The sequence below is a fragment of the Pseudomonas sp. genome, from assembly GCF_030684895.1.
In the GTDB taxonomy this organism is placed as follows: Bacteria; Pseudomonadota; Gammaproteobacteria; order Pseudomonadales; family Pseudomonadaceae; genus Aquipseudomonas.
Window position 1 is genome coordinate 71,912 of sequence record NZ_JAUXXP010000059.1, and the last position, 24,408, is coordinate 96,319.

At 61.6% G+C, this 24,408-nt stretch carries 18 protein-coding genes; 7 read left to right on the forward strand and 11 right to left on the reverse strand.

Translation table 11 applies throughout. From position 1 onward, the window contains the following. Positions 1–78: 78 nt before the first annotated feature. From Q8M42_RS13745 to Q8M42_RS13765, 5 genes are all read left to right on the forward strand, one after another. A complete protein-coding gene (locus Q8M42_RS13745; protein ID WP_304865465.1) occupies positions 79–1,107 on the forward strand; it encodes an ABC transporter ATP-binding protein in 1,029 nt (342 codons plus the stop codon). Between the two features lies 1 nt (position 1,108). After that, on the forward strand, positions 1,109–2,053 hold the full coding sequence (locus Q8M42_RS13750) for an ABC transporter permease (RefSeq protein WP_304865467.1): 945 nt from the start codon (positions 1,109–1,111) through the stop codon (positions 2,051–2,053). After that, complete coding sequence (locus tag Q8M42_RS13755; RefSeq protein WP_304865469.1) at positions 2,043–2,867, forward strand: ABC transporter permease; 825 nt, start codon at positions 2,043–2,045, stop codon at positions 2,865–2,867. The genes Q8M42_RS13750 and Q8M42_RS13755 overlap by 11 nt, the downstream gene beginning before the upstream one ends. Before the next feature lie 148 nt (positions 2,868–3,015). Then, on the forward strand, positions 3,016–4,440 hold the full coding sequence (locus tag Q8M42_RS13760; RefSeq protein WP_304865471.1) for a gamma-aminobutyraldehyde dehydrogenase: 1,425 nt from the start codon (positions 3,016–3,018) through the stop codon (positions 4,438–4,440). Positions 4,441–4,554: 114 nt separating this feature from the next. Continuing rightward, positions 4,555–5,031 carry an ester cyclase gene (locus tag Q8M42_RS13765; RefSeq protein ID WP_304865473.1) on the forward strand — a complete coding sequence of 159 codons (477 nt, stop codon included), beginning with the start codon at positions 4,555–4,557 and terminating at the stop codon, positions 5,029–5,031. Positions 5,032–5,072: 41 nt separating this feature from the next. Here the strand turns inward: Q8M42_RS13765 and Q8M42_RS13770 are convergent, their stop codons facing one another. Further along, entirely contained in the window at positions 5,073–5,822 is a 750-nt protein-coding gene (locus Q8M42_RS13770) for a tellurite resistance TerB family protein (protein ID WP_304865616.1), read from the reverse strand. Between the two features lie 279 nt (positions 5,823–6,101). On the opposite strand from Q8M42_RS13770, the gene Q8M42_RS13775 reads away from it, so the two are divergent. Continuing rightward, positions 6,102–6,773 (forward strand): transglutaminase-like cysteine peptidase, encoded by a 672-nt coding sequence (locus Q8M42_RS13775; protein WP_304865475.1) that lies wholly within the window; start codon positions 6,102–6,104, stop codon positions 6,771–6,773. A 138-nt stretch (positions 6,774–6,911) separates the two neighbouring features. Here the strand turns inward: Q8M42_RS13775 and recJ are convergent, their stop codons facing one another. The 10 genes from recJ to Q8M42_RS13825 all read right to left on the reverse strand — a co-directional run bounded on the left by recJ (position 6,912) and on the right by Q8M42_RS13825 (position 22,855). Then, positions 6,912–8,624: a single-stranded-DNA-specific exonuclease RecJ gene (recJ, locus tag Q8M42_RS13780; RefSeq protein WP_304865477.1), complete on the reverse strand. Its 1,713-nt coding sequence runs from the start codon at positions 8,622–8,624 to the stop codon at positions 6,912–6,914. A gap of 140 nt (positions 8,625–8,764) precedes the next feature. Next, positions 8,765–9,304: a YaeQ family protein gene (locus Q8M42_RS13785; protein WP_304865479.1), complete on the reverse strand. Its 540-nt coding sequence runs from the start codon at positions 9,302–9,304 to the stop codon at positions 8,765–8,767. Between the two features lie 108 nt (positions 9,305–9,412). After that, a complete protein-coding gene (locus Q8M42_RS13790) occupies positions 9,413–12,130 on the reverse strand; it encodes a DEAD/DEAH box helicase (protein WP_304865481.1) in 2,718 nt (905 codons plus the stop codon). Further along, the gene (locus Q8M42_RS13795) at positions 12,130–12,816 is read right to left on the reverse strand and encodes a phospholipase D-like domain-containing protein (protein ID WP_304865483.1); all 687 of its coding nucleotides are present in this window, start codon (positions 12,814–12,816) and stop codon (positions 12,130–12,132) included. Before Q8M42_RS13795 ends, Q8M42_RS13790 begins: the two co-directional genes overlap by 1 nt. After that, positions 12,817–13,377, reverse strand: coding sequence for a rhomboid family intramembrane serine protease (locus Q8M42_RS13800; protein WP_304865484.1), 561 nt, complete (start codon positions 13,375–13,377; stop codon positions 12,817–12,819). After that, positions 13,374–18,629: a DNA repair ATPase gene (locus Q8M42_RS13805; protein WP_304865486.1), complete on the reverse strand. Its 5,256-nt coding sequence runs from the start codon at positions 18,627–18,629 to the stop codon at positions 13,374–13,376. Before Q8M42_RS13805 ends, Q8M42_RS13800 begins: the two co-directional genes overlap by 4 nt. A gap of 110 nt (positions 18,630–18,739) precedes the next feature. Next, positions 18,740–20,791: a flotillin family protein gene (locus tag Q8M42_RS13810; protein WP_304865488.1), complete on the reverse strand. Its 2,052-nt coding sequence runs from the start codon at positions 20,789–20,791 to the stop codon at positions 18,740–18,742. Positions 20,792–20,818: 27 nt separating this feature from the next. Further along, a complete protein-coding gene (locus Q8M42_RS13815; RefSeq protein WP_304865490.1) occupies positions 20,819–21,463 on the reverse strand; it encodes an OB-fold-containig protein in 645 nt (214 codons plus the stop codon). 56 nt (positions 21,464–21,519) lie between these two features. Then, positions 21,520–22,221 carry a PspA/IM30 family protein gene (locus Q8M42_RS13820; protein ID WP_304865491.1) on the reverse strand — a complete coding sequence of 234 codons (702 nt, stop codon included), beginning with the start codon at positions 22,219–22,221 and terminating at the stop codon, positions 21,520–21,522. A 4-nt stretch (positions 22,222–22,225) separates the two neighbouring features. Beyond that, positions 22,226–22,855, reverse strand: a complete 630-nt coding sequence (locus tag Q8M42_RS13825; protein WP_275961065.1) for a YjfI family protein — start codon at positions 22,853–22,855, stop codon at positions 22,226–22,228. A 335-nt stretch (positions 22,856–23,190) separates the two neighbouring features. Between Q8M42_RS13825 and Q8M42_RS13830 the strand changes: the two genes are divergently transcribed. Further along, entirely contained in the window at positions 23,191–24,390 is a 1,200-nt protein-coding gene (locus Q8M42_RS13830) for a CaiB/BaiF CoA-transferase family protein (RefSeq protein ID WP_304865494.1), read from the forward strand. Positions 24,391–24,408 lie beyond the last annotated feature (18 nt).

A 24,408-nucleotide genomic window follows, 5' to 3' on the forward strand; every position in this document is an offset into this window, starting at 1 on the left:
ACCGACTCTCGCGCCTTGTGTCGGCAACTCCAAACGGGAGAGACGGTGGTGGGTGGCTTTTATCCTGGAGTTAGTGAAATGACCCTTGCAGTGCAATTTATCGATGTGTCCCGCGCGTTCGGCGACGTCAAAGCCGTCGACCGGGTGTCCATCGACATCCAGGATGGCGAATTCTTCTCCATGCTCGGCCCTTCCGGCTCGGGCAAAACCACCTGCCTGCGCCTGATCGCAGGCTTCGAGCAGCCCAGCGCTGGCTCCATTCGTATTCACGGCGTTGAGGCAGTGGGTCTTGCGCCCTACCGCCGTGACGTCAACACGGTGTTCCAGGATTACGCCCTATTCCCACACATGAACGTGCTGGAAAACGTCGCCTACGGCCTCAAGGTCAAAGGTGTCGGCAAATCCGAGCGCCTGGCCCGCGCCGAAGAAGCCCTGGGCATGGTTGCCCTCGGCAGCTATGGCGGGCGTAAACCGGTACAGCTGTCCGGCGGACAGCGTCAGCGTGTGGCCCTCGCCCGCGCCTTGGTCAACCGCCCGCGGGTGCTGCTGCTCGACGAGCCGCTGGGCGCGCTGGACCTCAAACTACGCGAGCAAATGCAGAGCGAGCTGAAAAAGCTGCAACGGCAACTGGGCATCACCTTCATCTTCGTCACCCACGACCAGAGTGAGGCGCTGTCCATGTCGGACCGCGTGGCAGTATTCAACAAGGGGCGCATCGAGCAGGTCGACACCCCGCGCAACCTCTACATGAAACCGGCCACGCCGTTCGTAGCCGAGTTTGTCGGCACCTCCAACGTACTCAAAGGCGAGTTGGCCATGCAACTCAACGGCTCACCGCTGCCCGTATCGATTCGCCCGGAACACACCCGCCTGGCAAACGGCGAAGCACTGGGCAGCGACGAGGTCGAGCTCAGCGGCCTGCTGCACGACATCCAGTACCAGGGGGCCTCAACGCGCTTCGAGATCCAGCTGGAGAACGGTCAGAACTTCTCCGTCAGCCAGGCCAACAATCAATGGCAACTGGGCGACGCTCCGGTACAGCAGGGCCAGCGGGTGAGTGCGCGCTGGGCGCGTGGGGCAATGGTCGGCCTGCGCGAGGAGATGTGACATGAGCAGCCAGAGCCTCGACCTCGACCACCCAGGCGGCCTGCTACGGCGCCTGTCTGACCTGCTCTACCGCAAGCCAACGCTGTACCTGTCGATGCTGCTGATTCCGCCGCTGCTGTGGTTCGGCGCAGTTTACCTGGGCTCGCTGCTGACCCTGCTGTGGCAAGGCTTCTACACCTTCGACGACTTCAGCATGACGGTCACCCCGGACCTCACGCTGGCTAACTTCGCCGCCCTGTTCCAGGCGGCCAACTTCGACATCATCCTGCGCACCGTCAGCATGGCGGTGGCGGTATCGATTGCCAGCGGCCTGGTGGCCTTCCCTATTGCCTATTACATGGCGCGCTACACCACAGGTAAGACCAAGGCGTTTTTCTACATCGCCGTGATGTTGCCGATGTGGGCCAGCTACATCGTCAAGGCCTATGCCTGGACCCTGCTGCTGGCCAAAGGCGGCGTGGCCATGTGGTTTATCCAGGCGCTGCATCTGCAACCACTGCTGGAGCTGATCCTCGGCATCCCCGGGGTGGGTGGCAACACCCTGTCGACGTCACACCTGGGGCGCTTCCTGGTGTTTGTCTATATCTGGCTGCCATTTATGATCCTGCCCATCCAGGCCTCCCTGGAGCGTCTGCCGCCCTCCTTACTGCAAGCCTCGGCCGACCTTGGTGCCAAACCTCGGCAGACCTTTATGCAGGTGATTCTGCCGCTGTCGATCCCAGGTATCGCCGCCGGTTCGATCTTCACCTTCAGCCTGACCCTCGGTGACTTCATCGTGCCGCAGCTGGTGGGCCCACCCGGCTTCTTCATCGGCAACATGGTGTATGCGCAACAGGGCTCGATCGGCAACATGCCGATGGCCGCCGCCTTTACGTTGGTGCCGATCGTGCTGATCGCCGTCTACCTGTCCATCGTCAAACGTCTGGGGGCCTTCGATGCGCTCTAACGCCGAAAAACATGGGGAGCAGGCTTCCTGGGGGCTGAAACTGGCTGCCTGGGGCGGGCTGGTATTTCTCCACTTCCCGATCCTGATCATCTTCATGTATGCCTTTAACACCGAGAGCTCGGGCTTCAGCTTTCCGCCGCAGGGTTTCACCTTGCACTGGTTCAGCGTGGCCCTGGCGCGCCCAGACGTGTTGGAAGCGATCAAACTGTCCGCGCAGATCGCCGCCCTGGCGACCGTGGTCGCCATGATCCTCGGCACCCTGGCCGCCGCCGCACTGTACCGCTGCGACTTCTTCGGCAAAGAAAGCATCTCCATGCTGCTGATCCTGCCCATCGCGCTGCCCGGCATCATCACCGGCCTGGCGCTGCTGGCGGCGTTCAAGCGCTTCGGCATCGAGCCGGGCTTCCTGACCATTGTGATTGGCCATGCCACCTTCTGCGTGGTGATCGTCTACAACAACGTCATCGCCCGTTTCCGTCGCACCAGCCACAGCCTGATCGAGGCCAGCATGGACCTGGGCGCCGACGGCTGGCAGACCTTCCGCTACATCGTCCTGCCCAACCTCGGTTCAGCCTTACTGGCGGGCGGCATGCTGGCGTTTGCCCTGTCGTTCGATGAAATCATCGTCACCACCTTTACCGCAGGCCATGAGCGCACCCTGCCGCTGTGGCTGCTCAACCAGTTGGCTCGCCCGCGCGATGTGCCGGTAACCAACGTGGTGGCGATGCTAGTGATGCTGGCCACCATGCTGCCAATCCTCGGCGCCTACTACCTGACCAAAGGCGGTGAAGGCGTAGCCGGCAGCGGCAAGTAGAGATGCAGGAAGACCTCAGGGTGGATCGCGCTTTATCGATCCACCACTGCCCGCAGAGATACCCATGGCGGATGTAAAAAGCGACAGCTGCGCGCCCCGATCCACCCGACAAGAACATTCATAAGAACCCGATAGCGAGGTTTAAGCGATGCAAACCAAACTGCTGATCAATGGCCAACTGGTCGCTGGCGAAGGCGCTGCCCAGGCCGTGCTCAACCCTTCCCTCGGCACCACCCTGGTGGAAATCGCTGAAGCCAGTCCGGCCCAGGTCGATGCCGCAGTTCGCGCTGCCGATGCGGCCTTCGACAGCTGGTCACAAACCGCCCCCAAAGATCGTTCGAGCCTGCTGCTGCAACTGGCCGACAAGATCGACGCCCACGCCGCAGAACTCGCCCGCCTGGAATCCAACAACTGCGGCAAACCCTACAGCGCTGCATTAAATGACGAGCTGCCTGCCGTCGCTGACGTATTCCGTTTCTTCGCCGGTGCCAGCCGTTGCATGAGTGGCTCCGCTGCCGGTGAATACCTGCCGGGCCACACCTCGATGATCCGCCGTGATCCGATTGGTGTAATCGCCTCCATCGCGCCATGGAACTACCCGCTGATGATGGCCGCCTGGAAACTCGGCCCAGCCTTGGCTGCCGGCAACACCGTGGTACTCAAGCCATCCGAGCAGACACCCCTGACTGCGCTGAAACTGGCTGAATTCCTCGCTGATATCTTCCCGGCAGGGGTCGTCAACATCGTTTTCGGTCGCGGCCCGAGCGTCGGCGCACCACTGACAGCCCACCCGAAAGTGCGCATGGTCTCGTTGACGGGCTCAATCCCTACCGGCTCAGCCATCATCAGCAGCACCGCCGACAGCGTGAAGCGCATGCACATGGAACTGGGCGGTAAAGCGCCAGTGATCATCTTCGATGACGCTGATATCGACGCTGCGGTAGAAGGTATTCGCACCTTCGGTTTCTACAACGCCGGCCAGGACTGCACGGCTGCCTGCCGCATCTATGCGCAAAAAGGCATCTACGAGCAGTTCGTGGCCAAACTGGGCGAGGCCGTGAGCAGCATCAAGTACGGCCTACAGGATGACGAAAGCACCGAGCTCGGCCCGCTGATCACTTCCGCTCACCGCGACCGCGTCATCGGTTTCGTCGATCGCGCCAAGGCGGTTTCGCACATCAAGGTGGTGACGGGCGGCAACGCGGTCGAGGGCCCCGGTTTCTTCTTCGAGCCGACCGTACTGGCGGGTGCTTTGCAGGACGACGAAATCGTCCGCCGCGAAGTATTCGGCCCGGTGGTTTCGGTCACCCAGTTCGACGATGAAGCGCAGGTGCTGGCCTGGGCCAACGACTCCGACTACGGCCTGGCCTCCTCACTGTGGACCAGCGACGTGGGCCGCGCGCACCGCATGTCCGCGCGCCTGCAGTACGGCTGCACCTGGGTTAATACGCACTTCATGCTGGTCAGCGAGATGCCCCATGGCGGCGTGAAACTGTCCGGTTACGGCAAGGACATGTCCATGTATGGGCTAGAGGATTACACCGCGATCCGTCACGTCATGTTCAAACACTGACGTAGCTCTTCGTAGGGTGGATCGCGCTTCACCGATCCACCACGCCGCGCTCATGGTGGATGTAAACAACGACATCCACCCTACGGATTCCCACAACGAGCTGGAGCAACAACAATGAAAATCGCACTCCGCACTATCAGCTTCCTCGCCCTGTTCGCCTGCGCCGGCCTGGTCCAGGCGGCAGATGATGCCAAGGCTATCGTCGATGGCTATATGGCTGCCTGGAACGCCCACGATGCCGACAAGGCTGCGACCTTTCTCGCTGAAGACGCCGTGTATTTCGACGCCACCGTCGGCACGCCGCAGAACGGCAAAGCCGCCGCCCGCGACAACGTGATCAAGGTGTTTGTCGGCGCCGTGCCGGATCTGCAATGGCAGATGACCAGCGCGCCCATCGTCAGTGCTGATGGCATTGCCTTCCAGTGGAAATTCAGCGGCACCAACAGCGGTGCCTGGGGTGCGGAAACCCCAGCCACCGGCAAGCCGCTGTCATTTGAAGGCGTAAGCTTTATCCGCATCAAAGGCGGCAAGATTGCCTATCAGGGCGATTACTACGACGCGCTGGGCTTCAACAAGCAACTCGGCTGGTAAACCCGTGCGCGTGCACTGCAGGCTAGAAACGCTGCAGTGCTCTAACTCGCGTGCAACTCCTGACGCACCTGCGCCTCAAGCTCGGCCTTTAGCGCCGGATCGAGCTTGAGTTGACGGGCCAGCTCTTCCAGATATGCACGCTCCATAAAGTGCTCTTCATCGACCATCAGCACGCTCGCCACATACATTTCTGCCGCCATTTCCGGCGTGCTGGCCGCGCGGGCGATTTCGGCGGGGTCCAGCGGCTTGTTCAGCTCGGCCTGCAGCCAATGCTGCAATTCGGCGTCACTGGTGAGCTTGACCAACTCGCCCTCGATCAATTGCCGCTCACGTGCATCGACATGACCATCGGCTTTGGCCGCCCCCACCAGCGCTTTGAGAATCGCCTGGCTGTGGATCTCGGCCTGCGGCGCCGGCAAGCGATCCAGGGTTTGCGGCTCGCCCTGCGGCGCATTGGCCTGCTGCGCCTGCCAGTTGTTGTAGGCCTTGTAGGCAACCACGCCAAGCGCGGCCAGGCCACCATAGGTCAGCGCCTTGCCGCCCATCTTGCGCGCACTCTTGTTGCCCAGCAGCAAGCCCAGCGCACCTGCCGCCAACGCGCCGCCACCCGCCCCTTTGAGCAGAGTGCCCAGATCACCGCCCTGGCCACCTTTACCAGCGCCGCCAAGCAAACCGCCCAGCGCACCACCCAGGCCACCGGTTGAGCCACCAGCGGAGCTGCCAGCGGATTTCTGCTGCATCAGGTCCTGGCCGGACTTCAATAACTGATCAAGCAAGCCACGGGTAATCATCAAGCGCTCTCCCTAAAAATAGTTGTGCAGGCACACAGACAGATTCTAGAGACGCAGGTTTCCCGCCACCTAACGCCAGAGTGCTTCGAAAGATTGCCAGCGGACGTAATGCACCGGGGAAACCGGCTATTCGTCGGTTATCCGCCTGCGAATATGTCAAATAGTGGTCACCATCACATTCTGCCGATAGTCGATCTATATTTGACGCCGATAGGATGACGGACATAAAACACGCAACGGTAAAAGGCTATCAAGAGCCGACGCCGGAGACTTCGCGCCATGTTGCCACGCGCCAATCGCCCCGCCCACCGCTTACTGTGCAGCCTGTTTGCCAGTTGTTGGCTATTCAGCCCAGTACTGGTGGCCGATGCATCGAGTACCCAGCACAGCGCCCTGGCGGCGGCGCTCAGTGATACGCGCTTGGCCAGCTGGCTCAACCTGCTCGATAACTCCGCCGGCGACGACGAGCGCGCCCAGCTGGAGCGGGTCAATCATTTCATCAATCGCTCAGTGAGCTTTGTTAGCGACCAGCAGGCCTGGGGCGTCGACGACTATTGGGCAACGCCGGCGCAGACACTAAGCCTGGGCAAAGGTGACTGCGAAGATTTCGCCATCGCCAAATACTTCAGCCTGGTGCGCATGGGCGTACCCAGCGAGAAGCTGCGCCTGACCTTCGTCAAGGCGCTCAAGCAGAACCAGGCGCATATGGTGCTGGCCTATTACCCCAGCGCCAGCGAGCAACCGCTGATTCTCGACAACCTCGATCCGCGCATCCGCCCGGCCAGTGAGCGTGGCGATCTGTTACCGGTGTATTCCTTTAATAACCACGGCGTATTTCTCGCCAAGTCGCCGCAGCGCGTCAGCCAGCCACCGCAATTTCTTGCGCGCTGGAACGAGCTGAGCGAACGCGCCCTGGCCGATGGCTCTGCACCTTCCGCACCACGCAGCTAATACCTTCTTATTTCCCGGATTTCATCCGGGCTACCGGAGAGCGCAACCCCGTAGCCTGGATAAGCGCAGCGCAATCCGGGTAGCCTAATCCCGGATTGCGCCAGGGCTTATCCGGGCTACCGAAAGCATTGGTAGTGCCTAACGCGGTTGAATATGGGCGATCAGCAGCTGCACGCTTTCCTGCCCACGGTACTCATTGACATCCAGCTTGTAGGCCAGCTCGACCCAGCGCACGGTCGGATTCGGCCAGATCTCGCGGTCCACACCAAAGGCGATGCCGTCGAGCTGCACACTGCCACACTCGCTTTTCAGCACCACTTTAAGATGCCGCTCGCCAACAACGCGCTGCTGCACCAGCTGAAACACGCCATGAAACAGCGGCTCAGGAAAATGCTGCCCCCAGGGCCCGGCATTGCGCAGCTCCTTGGCCAGCGGCAGGTGGAACTCTTCAATAGATAAAGCGCCATCGGACAGCAAACGACCGGTCAGATCGTCCTCACACAGCTGGCGGCGCACTTCGGCGTCGAAGGCGACGGCAAAGGCGGCGAAATTGGCTTCGGGCAACGACAAGCCCGCGGCCATGGCATGCCCACCAAACTTGCTGATCAGCTGCGGATGCTTAGCGGCCACCGCATCCAGTGCATCACGGATATGAAAACCCGGCACCGAACGTGCCGAGCCTTTCAGCACGCCATCACCGGCATCGGCGAAGGCGATGGTCGGACGGTGATAACGCTCTTTCATTCGCGAGGCGAGAATGCCGATCACCCCCTGGTGCCAGTCGGCCTCGAACAGGCACAGACCAAAGGGCATGTCCTCCAGCGGCAAGTCCTTGAGCTGGGCCAAGGCCTCGCGCTGCATACCCTGCTCGATGGCCTTGCGATCCTGATTGAGCTGATCCAGCTGCACGGCCATATCGCGGGCCAGGGCTTCGTCTTCGCAGAGCAGGCACTCGATGCCCAGCGCCATGTCATCCAGCCGCCCCGCCGCATTCAGCCTCGGCCCGAGGATAAAGCCGAGATCAGTGGAGGTGATGCGCCGATGATCGCGCCCGGCCACTTCAAGAATCGCGCGCAAGCCTGGTCGCGCCCGCCCGGCGCGAATCCGCGCCAAACCCTGATGCACCAGGATGCGGTTGTTGGCATCCAGCGGCACCACGTCGGCGACGCTGCCCAGGGCCACCAGATCAAGTAGCTCACCCAGGTTTGGCTCAGGCCGCTGCGCAGTAAACCAGCCCATCTCCCGCAGCCGCGCACGTAACGCCAGCAGTACATAAAACATCACCCCAACCCCAGCCAGCGCCTTGCTGGGGAACTCGCAGCCCGGCTGATTGGGATTGACGATGGCATCCGCTGCCGGCAACTCGGCACCGGGCAGGTGGTGATCGGTGACCAGCACGGTCAAACCGGCAGCCTTAGCCGCCGCTACGCCTTCAACGCTGGAAATGCCGTTGTCCACGGTAATCAACAATTGCGGCTCGCGCTCCAGCGCCACCGCAACAATTTCCGGGGTCAGGCCGTAGCCGTACTCGAAACGATTGGGCACCAGATAATCGACATGCGCCGCGCCGAGCATACGCAGGCCCAATACCCCCACCGTGCTGGCGGTGGCGCCATCGGCATCGAAGTCGCCGACGATCAGCATGCGCTGGCCTTGCTGCAACCCCTGCACCAGCAAATCGACGGCCCCCGCCATGCCCTTGAGCCGCTGATACGGAATCAAGCGCGCCAGGCCTTTATCCAACTCGGCAGCGGACTGCACACCACGAGCGGCATACAGCCGGGTCAGAAGTGGCGGCAGCGCGCCTAGATCAGGCAGGTTTTCAGGCAGCGGGCGGGATTCTATACGCATGGGCATTCTTATCTGTAGGGCGGGTGCAGCCCGCCGGAATTTAAACGCAGCAGCAATTGAACGACGTAGCCCGGATACAATCCGGGGCACAAGCATCAACCGCCTCCGGATTGCATCCGGGCTACAGGATCACCAGCGACTCAGCGTTCGCCTGCCAACCACTCGATGGGCAGCTCATGCTGGCCGCGCTCATCGGTGACGAACAGTTCGCCGTCGCTGATCATCACGCTCCAGTTCAGCGAGCGCGGCATGTCCAGCGCCAGCTTGGCCAAGGCTTCCTGGTCGAGGGCGACGACGTTGATGTTTTTCAGGCTGCGCACGGGATCGAGCGCCTTGGTCTGCCAGACACGCAGATTACCGTAAGCCACCAGGCTGAATTTCTCGGTACGCCGCGAACACCAGGTCATGCGGTCGCTGTCCGGCTGGCCAACTTCGATCCAGTGCAGCACGCGATCATCCAGGCTCTTTTCCCACAACGCCGGTTCATCCACATCCGACAGGCCACGCCCAAACGCCAGGTGCTCGTGATAGAACAGACAGTAGGCCACCAACCTTGCCGCCAGGCGTTCTTCGGTTTCCGAAGGGTGCTTGGCCACAGTGAAACGCAGGTTTTCATAGACGCTGCGGTCCATGTCGGTGAGGTTCAGCTCGATTTTATAAGTGGTAGACGGCAGGGCCATGGACGGGGCTTCTTGACTATTCGGAAAGGCCGCAAGTCTACCCTGAATCCAGCCCGAGTGCCTTGAGCAGGGATGGATGGCCGCAGGCAAAGCCGCGCAGAAACGTTGCTACAAACGCTGTAACAGCGCCTGCAACGCCAACTCCGGCTCAAGCGTCCACAGGCCATAACTGAGCGGCAAGGTTTCCAGGCCGGCGCGGGCCAGAACCAGATAACGCTCCAGTTCGAGAAAGCCCTCGCCTTCACCGGGAAAACCGATCAGGTCGATGGCCAGGCACTTGTCGCCACGCTGGCAGAAGATATCCAGCAGCAGCCCGGCCAACGGGTAACTGGTCCAGGTGCTGACACCCTGGGCGTGCAGCGCCGCGCAGACCTCGCGTTGAAAAGCGTCCTCCGCGGCCGCCGGCCGAGCGGCTGGCACGAACAGGCGAATGGATTCTAGATACCGACGCAGCAGGTGCTGGGCAGGCAACTGCTGTTCGTCGCCACTGAACAACAGCACCTGGCGCTCACGGGCGCGGGTGATGGCGACGTTAAACATATCCGCCCGATTGAGGTAGGCGGCGACCTGGGCACCACTGCCATGCATAGCGAAGCTGATGATCATCAGATCGCGCTCCTCGCCCTGAAAACCGTAGGGCGTGGCGATCAGCAGGCGAAACTCAGCCAGTTGCTCAAGCGACAGGGTGGCTGCGACCTGCTTACGAATCGCCTCGACCTGATCGCGCAACGGTGACAGCACGCCGATGCTGGGTTTAACCGGGCTGGTGGCATAGCGCGCCATATGTTCACCGAGTAACGCCAACACCCGCGCCACCTCGGCCGGATTGATCCCATTGGCACCGCGCTCACCGCTCAGCCGTTCGAGCTGCAGGCTGTCGCAACCCTCCTGCCCCGGACGCTCTTTCATCACCCGCAAGCGGTTGGCATAGAACTGCTGGTTACTGAAGCGGATCAGCGCCGGACGACTGCGAAAGTGTTCATCGAGAAAGATCACCGCTTGCTGGTGGGCCAGTTGTACGCCCACTAGATCCAGCACGCTGTTGGCTCTATAGCTCCAGCGCTCACCCTGCTCGGCCGGCACGTGCGCGCGGCTGGCAAGGCGCGCCTCAGCGGCGATGGATAAAAACGAGATATGCCGCAACTGCCGCGCATCGCCCGCTACCACCGCGCGCTTGCAACGCTGGAAGGCCGGCAGCGCCGAGGCGATATCGCACTGGGTTGCCTCGTCCATCACCATCACATCGAACAAGCCGGCGCGCAGCGGTAGCATGCGATGCAACTCGTCGAGGGTCACCACCCAGATCGGGAACGCCGCCAACAAGCGCGCCGGGTCGATATCCTCGAACAGCGCCAACTGGCGCTGCGAGTTGCGCGCGCGGATCGCCTGGTTGTAATGCACGAAAGTCTGTCGATCCTTGGCCAACAAGCGCTGCAAGCCCAAGGCCCGGCGCGTATTCAGATAGTCGCGACTGAGGCGCTGACGACGCTGCTGACATTCGCGCAGCTCATCAAGCAGCGCCCAAGGCCGCGCGCTGACGGCGATGCGCTGACGAACCCAGGGCACCTGCAACCAGCGCTGCCAGAAACTCAAGCTGCCGCGCTCGGCGCGCAACAGCAGGCGGCTCCAGGCCAGCGCTTGCTCGCCGCGTCGGCGAAAAGCCCGGCTCAAGCGTTGCTCGTTGCGTTGCAGGCTGCCGAGTTCGCGGCGCTGCTGGCGCTCGCCGCCCTCCTCGACTGTTTCGAGTTCGCCTTGCAGAGCCCGCGCCAGGCGTTCACGCAGCCCTTTGAGCTGACCCTGGCCGTCGCACTCCAGCACGCCGTCACGCAAGCCGAAATCGTCACGCAGCTTTTGCGCGATAACCCTCACCGCCTGTTCGCTGCGACTGACCAGCAGCACGCTTTCGCCTTGCAGGTAGCGATCCAACGCCAGAGCAGCCAGGGTGTAGCTTTTGCCGGTGCCCGGCGGGCCACTGATCTGGCTCAAGGGATAGCGCGCGGCATTGGCCAATGCCCGACACTGGGCAGCGCTAAGTTGCGCCGGCAGATTCTCCGGTGAACTGACGGCAGCTTGATTCGCTGCCGGCGCCAGTTCACCAAGCAACTGCCGGAGTGGCGCCGACAGTTCGCTGGCCGTCTGCAATTGCTGCAATTCGTGGGCAATGCCACGGCTGCCGGTGCCGCGCGGCACCAGCGCGACCATGGCGGCAGACTGCAGCGAGAGACTGCGCCGACGCTGCGCCTTGTCCAGCACGGCAATATCGGCCAAAGCGGGAAAACCGGCCGCGGCAGCAACATCCGGAACCCGGGTATTAGCCACCACCCAGGACAACAGTTCGCCCAGGGCCAGGGTATCCAGCGGCTCGCTGGGCAACACCAGCCCGGCAAACGCATCCTGCTCTTCGCCGCCGAGCAAGCGCCGCAACAGCCGCCAGTTACCGTGGGGCTGCTGCAGGTCGATGGTCAGCAAATGGCTCTGCGCGTCGGCTGTGCGCTGCAGTCGGGCCTCGTAATAGAACAGCGGGCCGCAAACCGGGACGGCGGGCGCATCGGCCGAGGCCAGGCGTCCGCAAATCGGCAGCACGCCGTAGATCAGTTGCAGCTCGCGCTGATAGAGACTCTGTTGGCGCTCCAGCGCGGCGCCCAGTTGCGCATTCAACGGCAAGCTGAGCAAGCCACCACTGAGCAGCTCTTCGCGCCCGCCCAACCAGGCCCAGCGCTCGGCCGGCAACTTACTCAGGTTATCCAGATCCAGCTCGCGGCTGTCAGCCAGGTAGCAACTGCGGTAGAAGCCGATAAGCCGGTGAACGGGCGACGAATCGTCCATCAGTTGTCCCGGTAGCGTGCCCACAGGCTTTCAAACTCGCGGCTAAAGGCCGTCAGCAGCTGCGGATTGTCGACCACCATAAAGTTCTCCTCGTTGCTGGTGCTGGCACTACGGGTCCAGTTGAAGCTACCGTTAAGCAGCAGGCGACCGTCGAACAGGGCGAATTTGTGGTGCATATGAAAGGGGCCAGAATCAATGCGTAGCGGCACGCCCTTGTCGCGCAGCCACTGTACATCGCTGCCGGCATCGAACTGCTTTTCGTTGTCGCTGATCACCCGCACCGCTATACCACGCTGATGGCAGGCGAGGATTTCTTCGCTAAGTGGGTCGTCGGAGATGGTGTAAACGCAGATATCCACCGTCTTGCGTGCCTGCCGGCAGAGTTCGCGGATCTTCCGCCGGCAGTCCTCGCCGGGGCTGAAATGGGCGCTGGCCAGGTTGCTGGTGGGCGCGATATTGGCGTCCAGGGTCTTGATCACCTGTTCCAGCCACTTCAGCGCCGGCTCGGCATTCTCCGGCTGGCGCATCAGCTCACGTACTAGAGCGAAGGCGCGGTTGCGCATATAACGCACCTGCTCGGGGCTCAGCTCGCTACCAAGCTGGCGCAGCTCATCGCGCTCCTCATTGCTCAGGCGCAGGTCGGCCAGACTGTCACGCAACTGCTGATCGAGACGATTGAAATCCATTTAACCTCCTTGTCGTGCGCGCGGCGTGTAGCGCCAGGCCGCATAGAGCCCACCGCAGAGCGCGCCGGCCAGATGATACTCAAATGAAACGCCTTGCTGCGGCAGCAAACCGAAGACCCAGCCGCCATGCAGAAAGAACACCAGCACCGCCAACAGCAGGTCCAGCCAGCTACGGCGAAACCAGGCCCGCGCCAGCAGCAGCGCCCACAGCCCGAACAACCAGCCGCTGGCGCCGACATGGATACCTTGGCGGCCGAACAGCCAGACCAACAGCCCACTGCCGAGGATGATAAACAGGCTGGCCTGGATAAAGTCGCGGCGTGATTCGAGCAGTGCCAGCAGTCCCAGCACCAACAGGCCGCTCAGGTTGCTCAACAGATGCATCCAGCCGCCATGCAGCCAGGGCGCAAACAGCACGCCCGGCAATGACTCAAGCCGGCGCGGGATCACGCCCCAGAGATTCAGGCTGTAACCACTCAGGCTGTTGCCCAGCTGCAGCACCAGCATCAGTGCGGCGATGCCCAGCAACAGCTGCACGCGCGGCAACAGCCCGGCCTTCATGGCGTTTCGCTTTCACTGTCGCCAGCCAGGCGCTGTTCATGGCCCAATTGCTCGCCCAGATCACGCAGCTGGGTGGAGATTTCCAGCATGCGGTTGTGGGTGCGCAGGTCGATATCGATTTTCTTGTCCATGGCGTTGATCAACGGCAAAAAGCTGTTCTGCAGGCTATCGGCCAGGCTTTCCAGCACCTTCTGCACGGCCGGTTGTGGCGGTGTAATCACCTCCACCTGCGGGCGCAGCTTGCCTAGATTATCCAACCCGGCGAGCAGTTCGGCCCAGGGAATCGTCGGCGCGGCGGGTTGTTCACCCGGCGCCAGTTTGGCCAGGCCGCGCACACCCTCGACCAGATCATTAAGCTGCGCCACCACCCGGCCACCGACATCGCTGTCGCTGCCGCCCATGGCCTTGTTGCGCATAAAGTCGCGTTTGATCTGCGCCCAGCGCTCGGCCTGCACGTCGGTCATATTGCCGCGCAGTTCGGCAAGCTTAAGCAGGTTTTCCTCGGCGCCGGTGGTGAGCAGCTGGGATTCGCCCTGGTAGTGATCGGCGATCAGTTGCAGTACCTCGGTATCGTTCATCACTGAACTGATCTTCTCCGCCATCTTGTTCATATTGCGGTAGCTGCCCTGCAACTTGAACGGCGGCTCCGTGCGGTATTGATCGGCCTGGGCGGCGCTGGCGATGTACTGCTGGTTGACCCGGCCGACCACATCGCGCACCTGCATCAGACGCTGCAGGGTGGTGACGATTTCATTGACCTCCGCGCCGCTGTAGCTGTGGCTCAGTTCGTTGGCAGAGAACGGCTTGCCCTCGGCCTTGGCGACAAAGCGATAGACATCGGCCATCTCGCGGGTGGCCAGCGGCGCCAGCACCGGGTTGGAGGTCAGGCCGTTCTCGATATAGCTCAGGGCGAAGGCTTCCTGCATACCGCCCAGGGTGTCGCCGAGGTTATAGATATCGGCGCGGTTGGCCAGCATATCCGGGATCTTGAACACGTCACCGGACTCGGTATAGGGGTTGCCCGACATGATCACGCAGAACTTGCGCCCACGCATATCGTAGGTGCGGGTGCGGCCCTTCCACACGCCTTCAATACGGCGGGTGCCATCACAGAGCGAGATAAATTTCTGCAGGAATTCCGGGTGGGTGTGCTGAATATCGTCGAGATAGAGCATCACGTTGTTGCCCATCTCCAGCGCCAGGTTGAGCTTTTCCAGCTCCTGGCGTGAAGTGGCGTCCGGCGCCTGGGCTGGGTCCAGGGAACGCACTTCGTGGCCCAACGCCGGGCCGTTGATCTTCATAAAGATCAGCCCCAGGCGATGGGCGACATACTCCATCAGGGTGGTTTTGCCGTAGCCGGGCGGCGAAATCAGCATCAGCAGGCCGGAGAGGTCCGAGCGACGGTTCTCCCCGGCGGTGCCCATCTGCTTGGCCAGGTTGTCGCCAATCACGCCCAAGTAAACATCGTTGATCAGCTTGTTACGCACAAAGGAGCTAAGCGGCTTGGGCTTGAACTCATTGAGCCGCAGGGCCTCGCGCTCGCGCACCACCACGTCCTGGCGCAATGCCTGGTAGCGCTGCAAACCGGGCAGGAACTGCTCGCGATGCACGCGCAGGCGGGCGAAGAAGTCGTCCACTGCCAGTATCAGTTGCCGTTCGCCGATCCGTGGGTGTTCGCCCATCAGTTCCTTGACGGTAAAGCGCAGGTCCACCTCGGTGATGCGCTTGGCCACGTCCTCGGCAAGCAAAGCCAGGGCCACACCCTCGGGCACATAGGCACTGAGCGCGGCGAATTCGTCTGCCGCGCAAAGGCCGCGCAACCAGTTCTCCACCAGCGCCCATTGCGCCGCCGGGCGTTCGTGCAGTTGCGTCAGGGTTTGCTGATACACATCCCACATATGCGCGGCCTGCAAGCGCACCTGCAAGCCGGCGAGCAGCTCACGAGCGTATTTGCTGAAGACCAACTCGATACGCTCGGCGGCCAGCTCCTGCACCAGGTATTCCGCAGCCTCGGCCAACGCCGCAGGACTTAGCTGCATACCCTGCTCGGCGATGTAGCCGGCCATGGCATCGGCTATTTCCGCCTGCAGCTGCAGCAGGCTGTCGCGCTGGCCGAACAGTTGCTGGATATGCCGGGCGCTACGCGCACGCTGCGGCCACTGCTTGGCCTCGTCGCGGCGCTGCACCTGGCTCCAAAAGAAGCTGGCGAAACCACGCGGCAAGGCGCCGTAGCTGAGCAGCCCGGCGCTGTCGCGCAGCGGCAGCAACTGGGCGAGGATCAGCGCCGCATCGTGGTCGTGGATGCCCTTCTCGTAGCCTTCCTTGTAGCGCGGCGCAGCGAAGTCGCGAATGCTTTTGACCAGCGCCTCCGGCTGGGCCAGCTGTTGTTTGAGCAGGTCCAGGCTAAGGCCATCGCGTCCGGCATCGGCGGCGGCCAGCACTTCGCCGGCCAGGTATTCGGCGCGGTAGAGGGTGGCGGATTCGGACTCCAGAGATACCTGCCAATAGTCGCGCAGCGCTTCCAGCTCGGCGTTCTGCAGCGGCTCGAGGAATTCGGTACCGGTGAGATGCAGGTAAAGCTGATCGCCGCGCGGCATCAGGGTCAGGTCCAGCTCCTGAGTGTTGACGCTAAAGCGATGGCGCGGACCGAGCTTGATGACGTTGCCGCCCTCTTCAAACAGCTCACTCTTGTCGCGCAGGCTGCGCACCGCCTGATCGCGGGCGGCCTTGAGGCGCGACTCGACATCCTCGGCCTTGACGCTGTCCTTCAGCTCGCGCAGGCGCTCGGCCAGTTCGCGCAGCTTGAGAATCAACGGATCGGAAGCGAAGAAGGCGTTCAGCTCATCCGGCTGGGTCAGGCGTGCGGTGCGCCGACCGAGGCTTTCCAGAATCCGCCGCGCGGCGTCGAGCAGGCCCTGGGCCTTGCGCTGACGTTCATCGAGCAGCGCCTGTTTGTGCGCCTCGAAGGTTTCCAGCAACTCTTCGCGCTTGGCCAGAATGTCACTGAGGAACTGTTCCTGATCGCCGAACTGACTCTCCAGCTCTTCGAGCTGTACCAACAGGCGCGATAGTTGTTCGTCGCAGCGCTCCGGGTCCTGGGCCATGGCCAGCGCGTTGGTGATGCCCTGGCAGAACAGTTTGAACTGGGCGCCGAACTGCGCCACGGTTTCTGCCGAACCCAGGCCCTTGCGCCGCTGCTCGGCACGGGCCTTGGCCTGGTTAAGACGGGCATAGACTTCAGAAATCGACTCGACGATCGCGGTACGCTGGGTGGCGTCGTCGATTGGCAGCGAGGCCATCAGGCTGGAGAGCATATCCAGATTGCCGGCCATAGCCTGCAGCGCCACCAGTGGCTCATTAAGTTGGCTGACGGTTTCGGCTTTCTGCGCCTGGGCGTCGAGCTGGGCCAGTTGCTGCACATAGGGCTGCAGCGCCGCCTGGCTGGCGAGGAAGGACGAGGTGGCGGCTGCGACCTGCTCCTGAGCAGCAAGCAACTCGGTTTCCATGGCGTCGATACGCGCCACATCGATATAGCGGTAATCACGAATGGTTAGCAGTTGGCCGCGCTGGGCATTGATGCCGTTGAGCGCATCAACAAAGTGCTGCACCTCGCCCCAGCTATCGATCAGCAGGCCGGAGAGCAGCGCCTGCTGGCGGGTTTCGGCCTCGGCCATCGCGCGGCCCGATTGCTGACGGATGCTCTCGACTTTCTCGAACTCGTCGAGCACCAGCTCGCCGGTGGCGGCGATCTCGCGCAGCAGTGGCGCCATGCCCTGGCACTGGGCATCGCCTAGCCAGTGGTAGACGTCGAACAAGCGGCGGGTGTTCTGGCACAGCTGGGTGTAGCGCTGCACCGAAACTTCCGGCGTCTCGATCTCGCGGCTAAGGCCCAGCAGGTCAGAGACGCCGCGCACCAGCTCAGCATTGCCGATGCGCCCGAAGAAACCGCTGCGCACCGGTTGGCGGGCGGCGAAATCATCGCTGCAGAACGGCGTCTGCCAGATCTGCATCGGGTGGATACGCGTCGGCTCCGTGCCTTCGGCGGCGAAAATCACCATGCGCCCGTCTTCCAGGCGCGCGTAGCCGTGGCCGAAGATCGGGTTGTGCAGCTGGCGGTTGATCATGTTGTAGGTGAACAGCGCCGAGCGGCCTTCTTCCGGGTGGTAGAAGATGTACTGCACGTCCTCGCCATTGGGCGAGCGCACCGCGCGCTTGAAGCGCATGCCGCCCATGGGTTGCTCGAATGCCTTGGACTCGCCGTTCTGCAGGTAGTAGCCACCGGGGAAGATGATGCCGTGGTCTTCCGGCAGCTGCACGCAGGCCAGGCCGATGGCATCGATGCGTTCAACCTTGCGCGTCAGGCTGTTGAACACCAGGTAGCGCCACTGTTCTTCGCGGTACGGCAGGATTTTCAGCAGGATCAGGCTGCCAAGTTTGGCGTACTCGATCTGCGCGTCGTCCAGCGACTGGGTCTTGTCCAGCACTGCCTCGCGGTAGATGCCCAGGCCGTCCTCGGTGTTGTTCTCAACCTTGACCGTGAGGTCGCCGCCGATGGTCTCGACGAAGATGGTGTCGAGGATATTCATATGCGGATGGCGGCCGTTAACCACCATCTCGCGGGATGTCTTTTGCCATTCAAAATCGAACGGCGCCGGCAGCGCTATATCGCGCTCGCCGCGGTTATCGATATAGCGAACCTCTTTGCCGTCGAGGGAAATTGACCAGCGGAACACCCGGATATCGCTGATTCGCTCGCCGATCTGGAAGCTGGCCAGCAGCTTGCCGTCGCGCACCAGCAATTGCAGCAGGCGGGTGTTCTTGTAATAGGTGTAGAGCTCGTTGAAGTCGTTAACAAAGCTGCTCTGCCCGAGAAAGCTGTCAGCCAGCGCCACGCTCTCGGCTTCATAGCCTTCGTCCTGCTCGCTCAGGCGATACAGGGAGAACACGTCCTCGACGCGGGTTTCCTTTTTCAGGCCAAGGAACACGTTGTAGCCGAACAGCAGGTTCTCGCCGACCTGGACGATATCGCGCGCCGTGCAGTTGTTCTCGGTGCGGATACGTACCCGCCCGACCACTTCCATCTGGCTGCTGCCGAACTCCTGCAAACGCTGAGCGTTCAGCGCCTCGGTGGTCTGGCGCAGGCGCAGGCCTTGCTCCTGCAGGCGCTTGTGCAGCACCTCGTAGGCGCCGCCTTCAGCGACCGCCTTGTCCAATACGTCCTGTGGCTGGCTAGGGGCTTGCGAGTCCGACATCGTGGTCATCCTGAATCTGCGGCGTCTTCAACCAAACAGCGCCCTGCCAAGCAGGGGCTTGTACGGAAATGCGGGAGCGGTGCCACTGCGAGCGAGTGGCACCTGGCGGGTCAGACCTGCGGCGGTGTGCTGTCTGTCACCACAGCGGCCTTGGCCTCGACCGGTTTTCCAGCCAACAGACGGGCCAACACGTCCTGCACCACCGGGCTCTTGCCAACCACGCCTTCGATGGCTTTGCCCACCGACAGCGACTTGGCGAAGGAATTGAAGAAGTCGCCTTCGCCACCGACGATCTCGATCTTCGCCTTGGACAGCGCCGCCGAGAGCACTTCGGCCTGATCCTTGGCAATTTCCTTGTTGGCAGCGATGGCGGCCATGGCTTCGTCGAAGTTCGCCTCCAGTTGCATGCGGAACTCTTCGTGCTGACGCGCGTTGTCGCTGAGCGCATCGAGCGCACCGAACTTCTTGCCCAGGCCTTCGGCCTCGGCATTCAAACGCTCAAGCAGCACATGGGCTTCGGCCATACCCAAATCCTGGGTGGCTTTGGCCTTGGCGGCGCCAAGCTGCTCTTCGCCACGCGCCTGAGCGCCGAGTTTCTCTTCCAGCACCTTGGCGTCGGCCAGGCCGTCTTTCTCTTTGGCCGCTGCCTTGGCTTCGGTCACCCGAGCCTCGGCCAGGCCCTTCTCCTGCTCGCCTTTGGCTTCGGCGATCAGTTGCTCGGCATGCACACGGGCTTCGGCCAGGCCTTCTTTCTCCTTGGCTGCGGCGGTGACTTCACGCACCCGCGCATCGGCCAAACCAGGCGCAGCGCGCTCGGCTTCGATACCTTCGGCCATTTTCTTCTTGGCTTCGCTTTGCTTGGCTGCGGCTTCCAACTCGGCCTGGGCCAGGTTGTTGATTTCTACGGCCTTGTGCTGGGAGCGAGTCTCGTCGGCTTCGGCCTGCTTGACCTGGCGCACCAGTTCCTGCTCGGCTTCGGCCTGGGCGTTGAGCACCATGACCTGCTTGTTCCGATCCGCTTCGGACACTTCACGCACTTCCTTGATGCGCTCCTCTTCCTGGGCCACGGTCTTCTCGACCGCCACGCGCTCGCGAATCACCCCGGCAATATTCTTGCGTTCAACTTCCAGGGCCTTTTCTTTCTCGATGCGCTGCAGCTCGACTTCACGCTCGCGGGAGACGATCTCCAGGTCCTTGGCACGGGTGACTTTTTCCACCTCGATCACCACCGCACGCTGGCGGTTCTGCTGCGCCACTTCGACTTCGCGCTGATGGTTCTCGGCACGGATATCCAGCTCCTGCTGGGTGTGGATGCGTGCCTGCTCGGACTTCAGGCGCTCTTCTTCCTGCACCTTGAGGGTTTCGGCCTGCTCGCGGGCGCGGATGGTTTCGATCTCGCGCTTCTGCCGGGCCACCGCATCGGCTTCCTGACGCTCCAGAGACAACGTGGCCTCACGGGTTTCGACGTTCTTTTTCTTGATCGCCAGCTCTTCGTTGCGCTCCAGCTCGTTGGTGATGACGTTCTGTGCGGCGGTCAGCTCGGTGATCTTGCGGATGCCCTGAGCATCGAGAATATTGCTTGGGTCGAGCGATGCCTTGGAGGTTTGCTCCAGGTAATCGATGGCCACGTCTTCCAGCACATAACCGTTAAGGTCGTTGCCAATCACCTCGACGATACGGTCGCGGAAATCCTGGCGATTCTCGAACAACTGGACGAAATCGAACTGCTTACCAACGGTTTTCAGCGCTTCGGAGAACTTGGCGTTGAACAGCTCATTGACCGCTGAACGGTCAGACGCGCGCTCCACGCCGATGGCCTTGGCCACTTTGAGCACGTCCTGCTGGGTTTCGTTAACCCGCAGGTAGAAGGCCACGGTGATGTCGGCGCGCATATTGTCGCGGCAGATCAGCCCGTCCTTGGCGCGGCGGTCAACTTCCAGGGTGATCAAGGAGATCTTCATAAACTCCTTTAGGTTGATCACCGGGTACACCAGGGCACCGGTGAAATGCACCTTGGGCGTCGACGACATGTCGTTGACGATCAGCGCAGTGCCTTGCGGCACCTTGATATAGAAGGCTTTGAACAGGACGAAAAAACCAAAAATAACCAGGAAAAACAGACCTACACCGGTCAGAAAAGGCATTAGCAGCTCGAGGCTCATTACAATCAATCTCCTTTGATAAACGGGCTAGATGCCCTTGAACTCGTCTTCGGTAATTACCCGATAGGCGTGTTCGGCCTCCAGGTACTCCAGCAACACCACACGGTCGCCACGTTTGAATCCCTGTGCCTCATCGGCACGTACACGCAAAATCAGCCCGGCACCGCCATCTTCAAGCGTCGCCTCACCCTGCGTGGACGTTATCCGACCACTGCGCACGATGGCCACCTGCCCGAGTACGGACTTGCTGCTGGTGGCTTCCAGCTTGAGAAACAGCGGGCGCAAGGGTCGCACCAACAGGCTCACCACGGGCACCACGGCGATTAACGCAGCGGCGATCACCAGCAAACCCAGGGGGTAACGCAAAATGCCCAAAGGCAGAAAACGCAGCAACAACAGCTCGGCGAAATAGCAGAGGAACCAGGCAAAAAAGAACAGCAGGGTGAGAATCAACGTCACCGGCACGCCATTGAGACCCAGTTTGAGTAACAGGCCAGCCAGGCCTTCGGGCTGCAACGCGTGGTTTTCCAGCGACGAGTCGACTTCGATATCCAACAGATCGACATCGACAATCCCCATGGCGGCGACCAGCCAATACAGAATCGCCACGCAGAGTGCAAAGCTGAGCAGCACCACGGGAAACGACAGCGCGGTCTGTATAAATAGCTCCATCTTCTTTACATCCTGCTAGTCGAAGAAACGGGAGCCGCAGCCCCCGCATTGGCCGTTTAGGCTTCGGGCTTGGCGCGACCCTTCAGGCGCGCCAGCACGCTGTCAGCACTGGCGTTGTCCGGCACGATGCCCGCGGCGCGCAGTTTGACCTCGAGGGCGTCATCCGGCGCGCTGGTGGCGGCCAGCTCTGCATTGGCTTCCATCATGGCTGCACGCTCGGCCTGCTTGAGCTTGATGCGCTCCAGCGACTCGACGGCGGTATGCAACTTGGCCTGCGAACCACCATAGCGCTGCGCCACGGCCATCTGCGCTTTCTGCACGCTCTCCGTGGCCTTGACCGTATCGACCTGTTGTTTCAGGCGCTTGATATGCCCTTCCGCCTGGGTCACGGCTTTGCGCAACTGCGCCACACTGGCCGCGAAACCATCGGCCTGTTCGCGGTCGCTGGCCTGTTCGGTTTCCAGGTTGGCGATCTTCTCGGCAACTTCCTTGGCCAGGCCTTCATTGCCGGCATCCAGGGCCTTGAGCGCGTACTGCTCATACTCGGCGATCTTCGCCGTGCTCTTGCCCAGGCGATCACTGGCCAGTTTCTGTTTGGCCATAATCTCAGCCAAGGCTTCCTTGGACTTGCGCAGCTCTAGATCGGCATCGCGAATCTCCTGATCGAGAATACGCAGCGCCTGACCATCTACCACGGCCTCACCCACTTCATTGGCGCCGCCACGCAGCGCCGTCAGCAATTTGCTCCAGACGTTCATAGCATCACTCCTTAGCGTCGGCTTTGAGGAAGCCTTCATAGGCTTCGGTGGCCTTGATCACGTTGTCGGCCAGCAATTCAATCTCGAACACCACATCGGTCAATGTCGACGCCGAGCTCAGCGCACCAAACATGGTGTAGCAAGGCTGACCGTCCGGCAGGGTTTCCAGACCGATAGAGGACAGTGGAAACAGCTTGTGGGTACGCAACACCTGCTCGTTGAACGCCGCACTGTCGCGCACATCGGCGGCAGGCCACAGCAGGCCCTCGACCACGATCTGCTCGCCAAAGACGGCGACAAACAAAGGCAGATCGCCATAGTCGTGCATGGTCACGTGCAAGCTGGCATCCGAGCTCTGAATCAGCTCGATGCTCGCCTGCCCGCCCTTGAATAGCTCAACAGCCGACAGTGCATCGTATAAAGCCTGTGCAGTCCAAACCTGCGGCATGCTCATACCCTCCTCCTTTTCCATTGAAGCCAGCTTTACTGAGTGCGGCTGGCGAAGTTTCCGCTCGAATGCCATAAGCAGCGGGGCATGCTCTGGCAGTATCCAGACCTCTTTTTTCACCAATCCCTGCTCGCGCAGGCGTTGACGGAAAAGACGCTGGTAGTGGGCTGATGATTTGCTTTCCATGGACGCAGACTAGCCCCACACATGTAATGAATCAACACATCACATGTAATATTTTAAAACGCATGTTTGTTGATTTTCAGGCACGCACAAGCGAAGCGCTCAAAAGCAGCGCCACAGAGACCACACAGGGAAAAGTCGCAGAAGGGGAACCATCCAGGGCCAGCAATACCGAGCATCCGTTCGTGGCAGCAATTTAACGTCATATCAGCCGCCAACTAAACAGCTAAATCTGCCAACCCCATCGCAGCCGCAGCGCCCGATAGCGACCATTGAAAAATGACGCAGCACCCCACAATCGAATAGCCTTAGCCGACCCACCGCACAACGGAAACCTCATGAACCCAGCTATCAAACCCCTCGCTGGCCTGAAAGTGATCGAACTCGGCACCCTGATCGCCGGCCCGTTTGCCTCGCGCGTCTGCGCGGAGTTTGGCGCCGAGGTGATCAAGGTCGAATCACCGGATGGCGGCGACCCGCTGCGCAAGTGGCGCAAGCTGTATGAGGGCACTTCGCTGTGGTGGTTTGTGCAGGCGCGCAACAAGCAGTCGATCACCCTCAACCTCAAGCACGAGGGCGGGCGCGAGGTGCTGAAGAAGCTGCTCAGCGAGGCGGACATTCTGATCGAGAACTTTCGCCCCGGCGTGCTGGAAAAGCTCGGCCTGGGCTGGGATGTGCTGCATGCACTGAACCCTAAACTGGTGATGGTGCGCCTGTCGGGCTTCGGTCAAACAGGCCCGATGAAGGATCAGCCGGGTTTCGGCGCGGTGGGCGAATCCATGGGCGGGCTGCGGTATATCACCGGCTTCGAGGACCGCCCGCCGGTGCGCACCGGGATTTCGATTGGCGATTCGATTGCTGCGCTGTGGGGCGTGATCGGCGCCTTGATGGCGCTGCGTCATCGTGAAGTGAACGGCGGCAGCGGTCAGGTGGTGGATGTGGCACTGTATGAAGCGATCTTCGCCATGATGGAATCCATGGTGCCGGAGTTCGATGTGTTCGGATTTATCCGCGAGCGCACTGGCAACATCATGCCCGGCATCACCCCCTCCTCGATTCACACCAGCAGCGACGGCAAGCATATTCAGATCGGCGCCAACGGCGATGCGATCTTCAAGCGCTTTATGCAGGCCATCGGCCGCCAGGACCTGGCCGAAGACGTGACCTTGGCCAGCAATGATGGCCGCGACGCGCGGCGCGATGAGATTTATGGCGTGATCGACCGCTGGGTCGGCTCGCTGCCGCTGGAGCAGGTACTGGCAACCCTGAATCAGGCCGAGGTACCTGCCAGCCGCATTTTCAGCGCCGAGGATATGTTCCACGACCCGCAATTTCTTGCTCGCGAAATGCTCCTATCAGCCAAGCTGCCAGACGGCAAAGCCTTCAAGATGCCCGGCATCGTGCCCAAGCTGAGCGATACACCGGGCGAGGTGAACTGGGTCGGCCCGGAACTGGGCGAGCACAATGAGCGGGTGCTAAGCGGACTGGGTTATAGCCGTGAACAGATCGCCAGCCTACGTGACGAAGGCGCCATCTAATCAACAATCTCAGCTAGC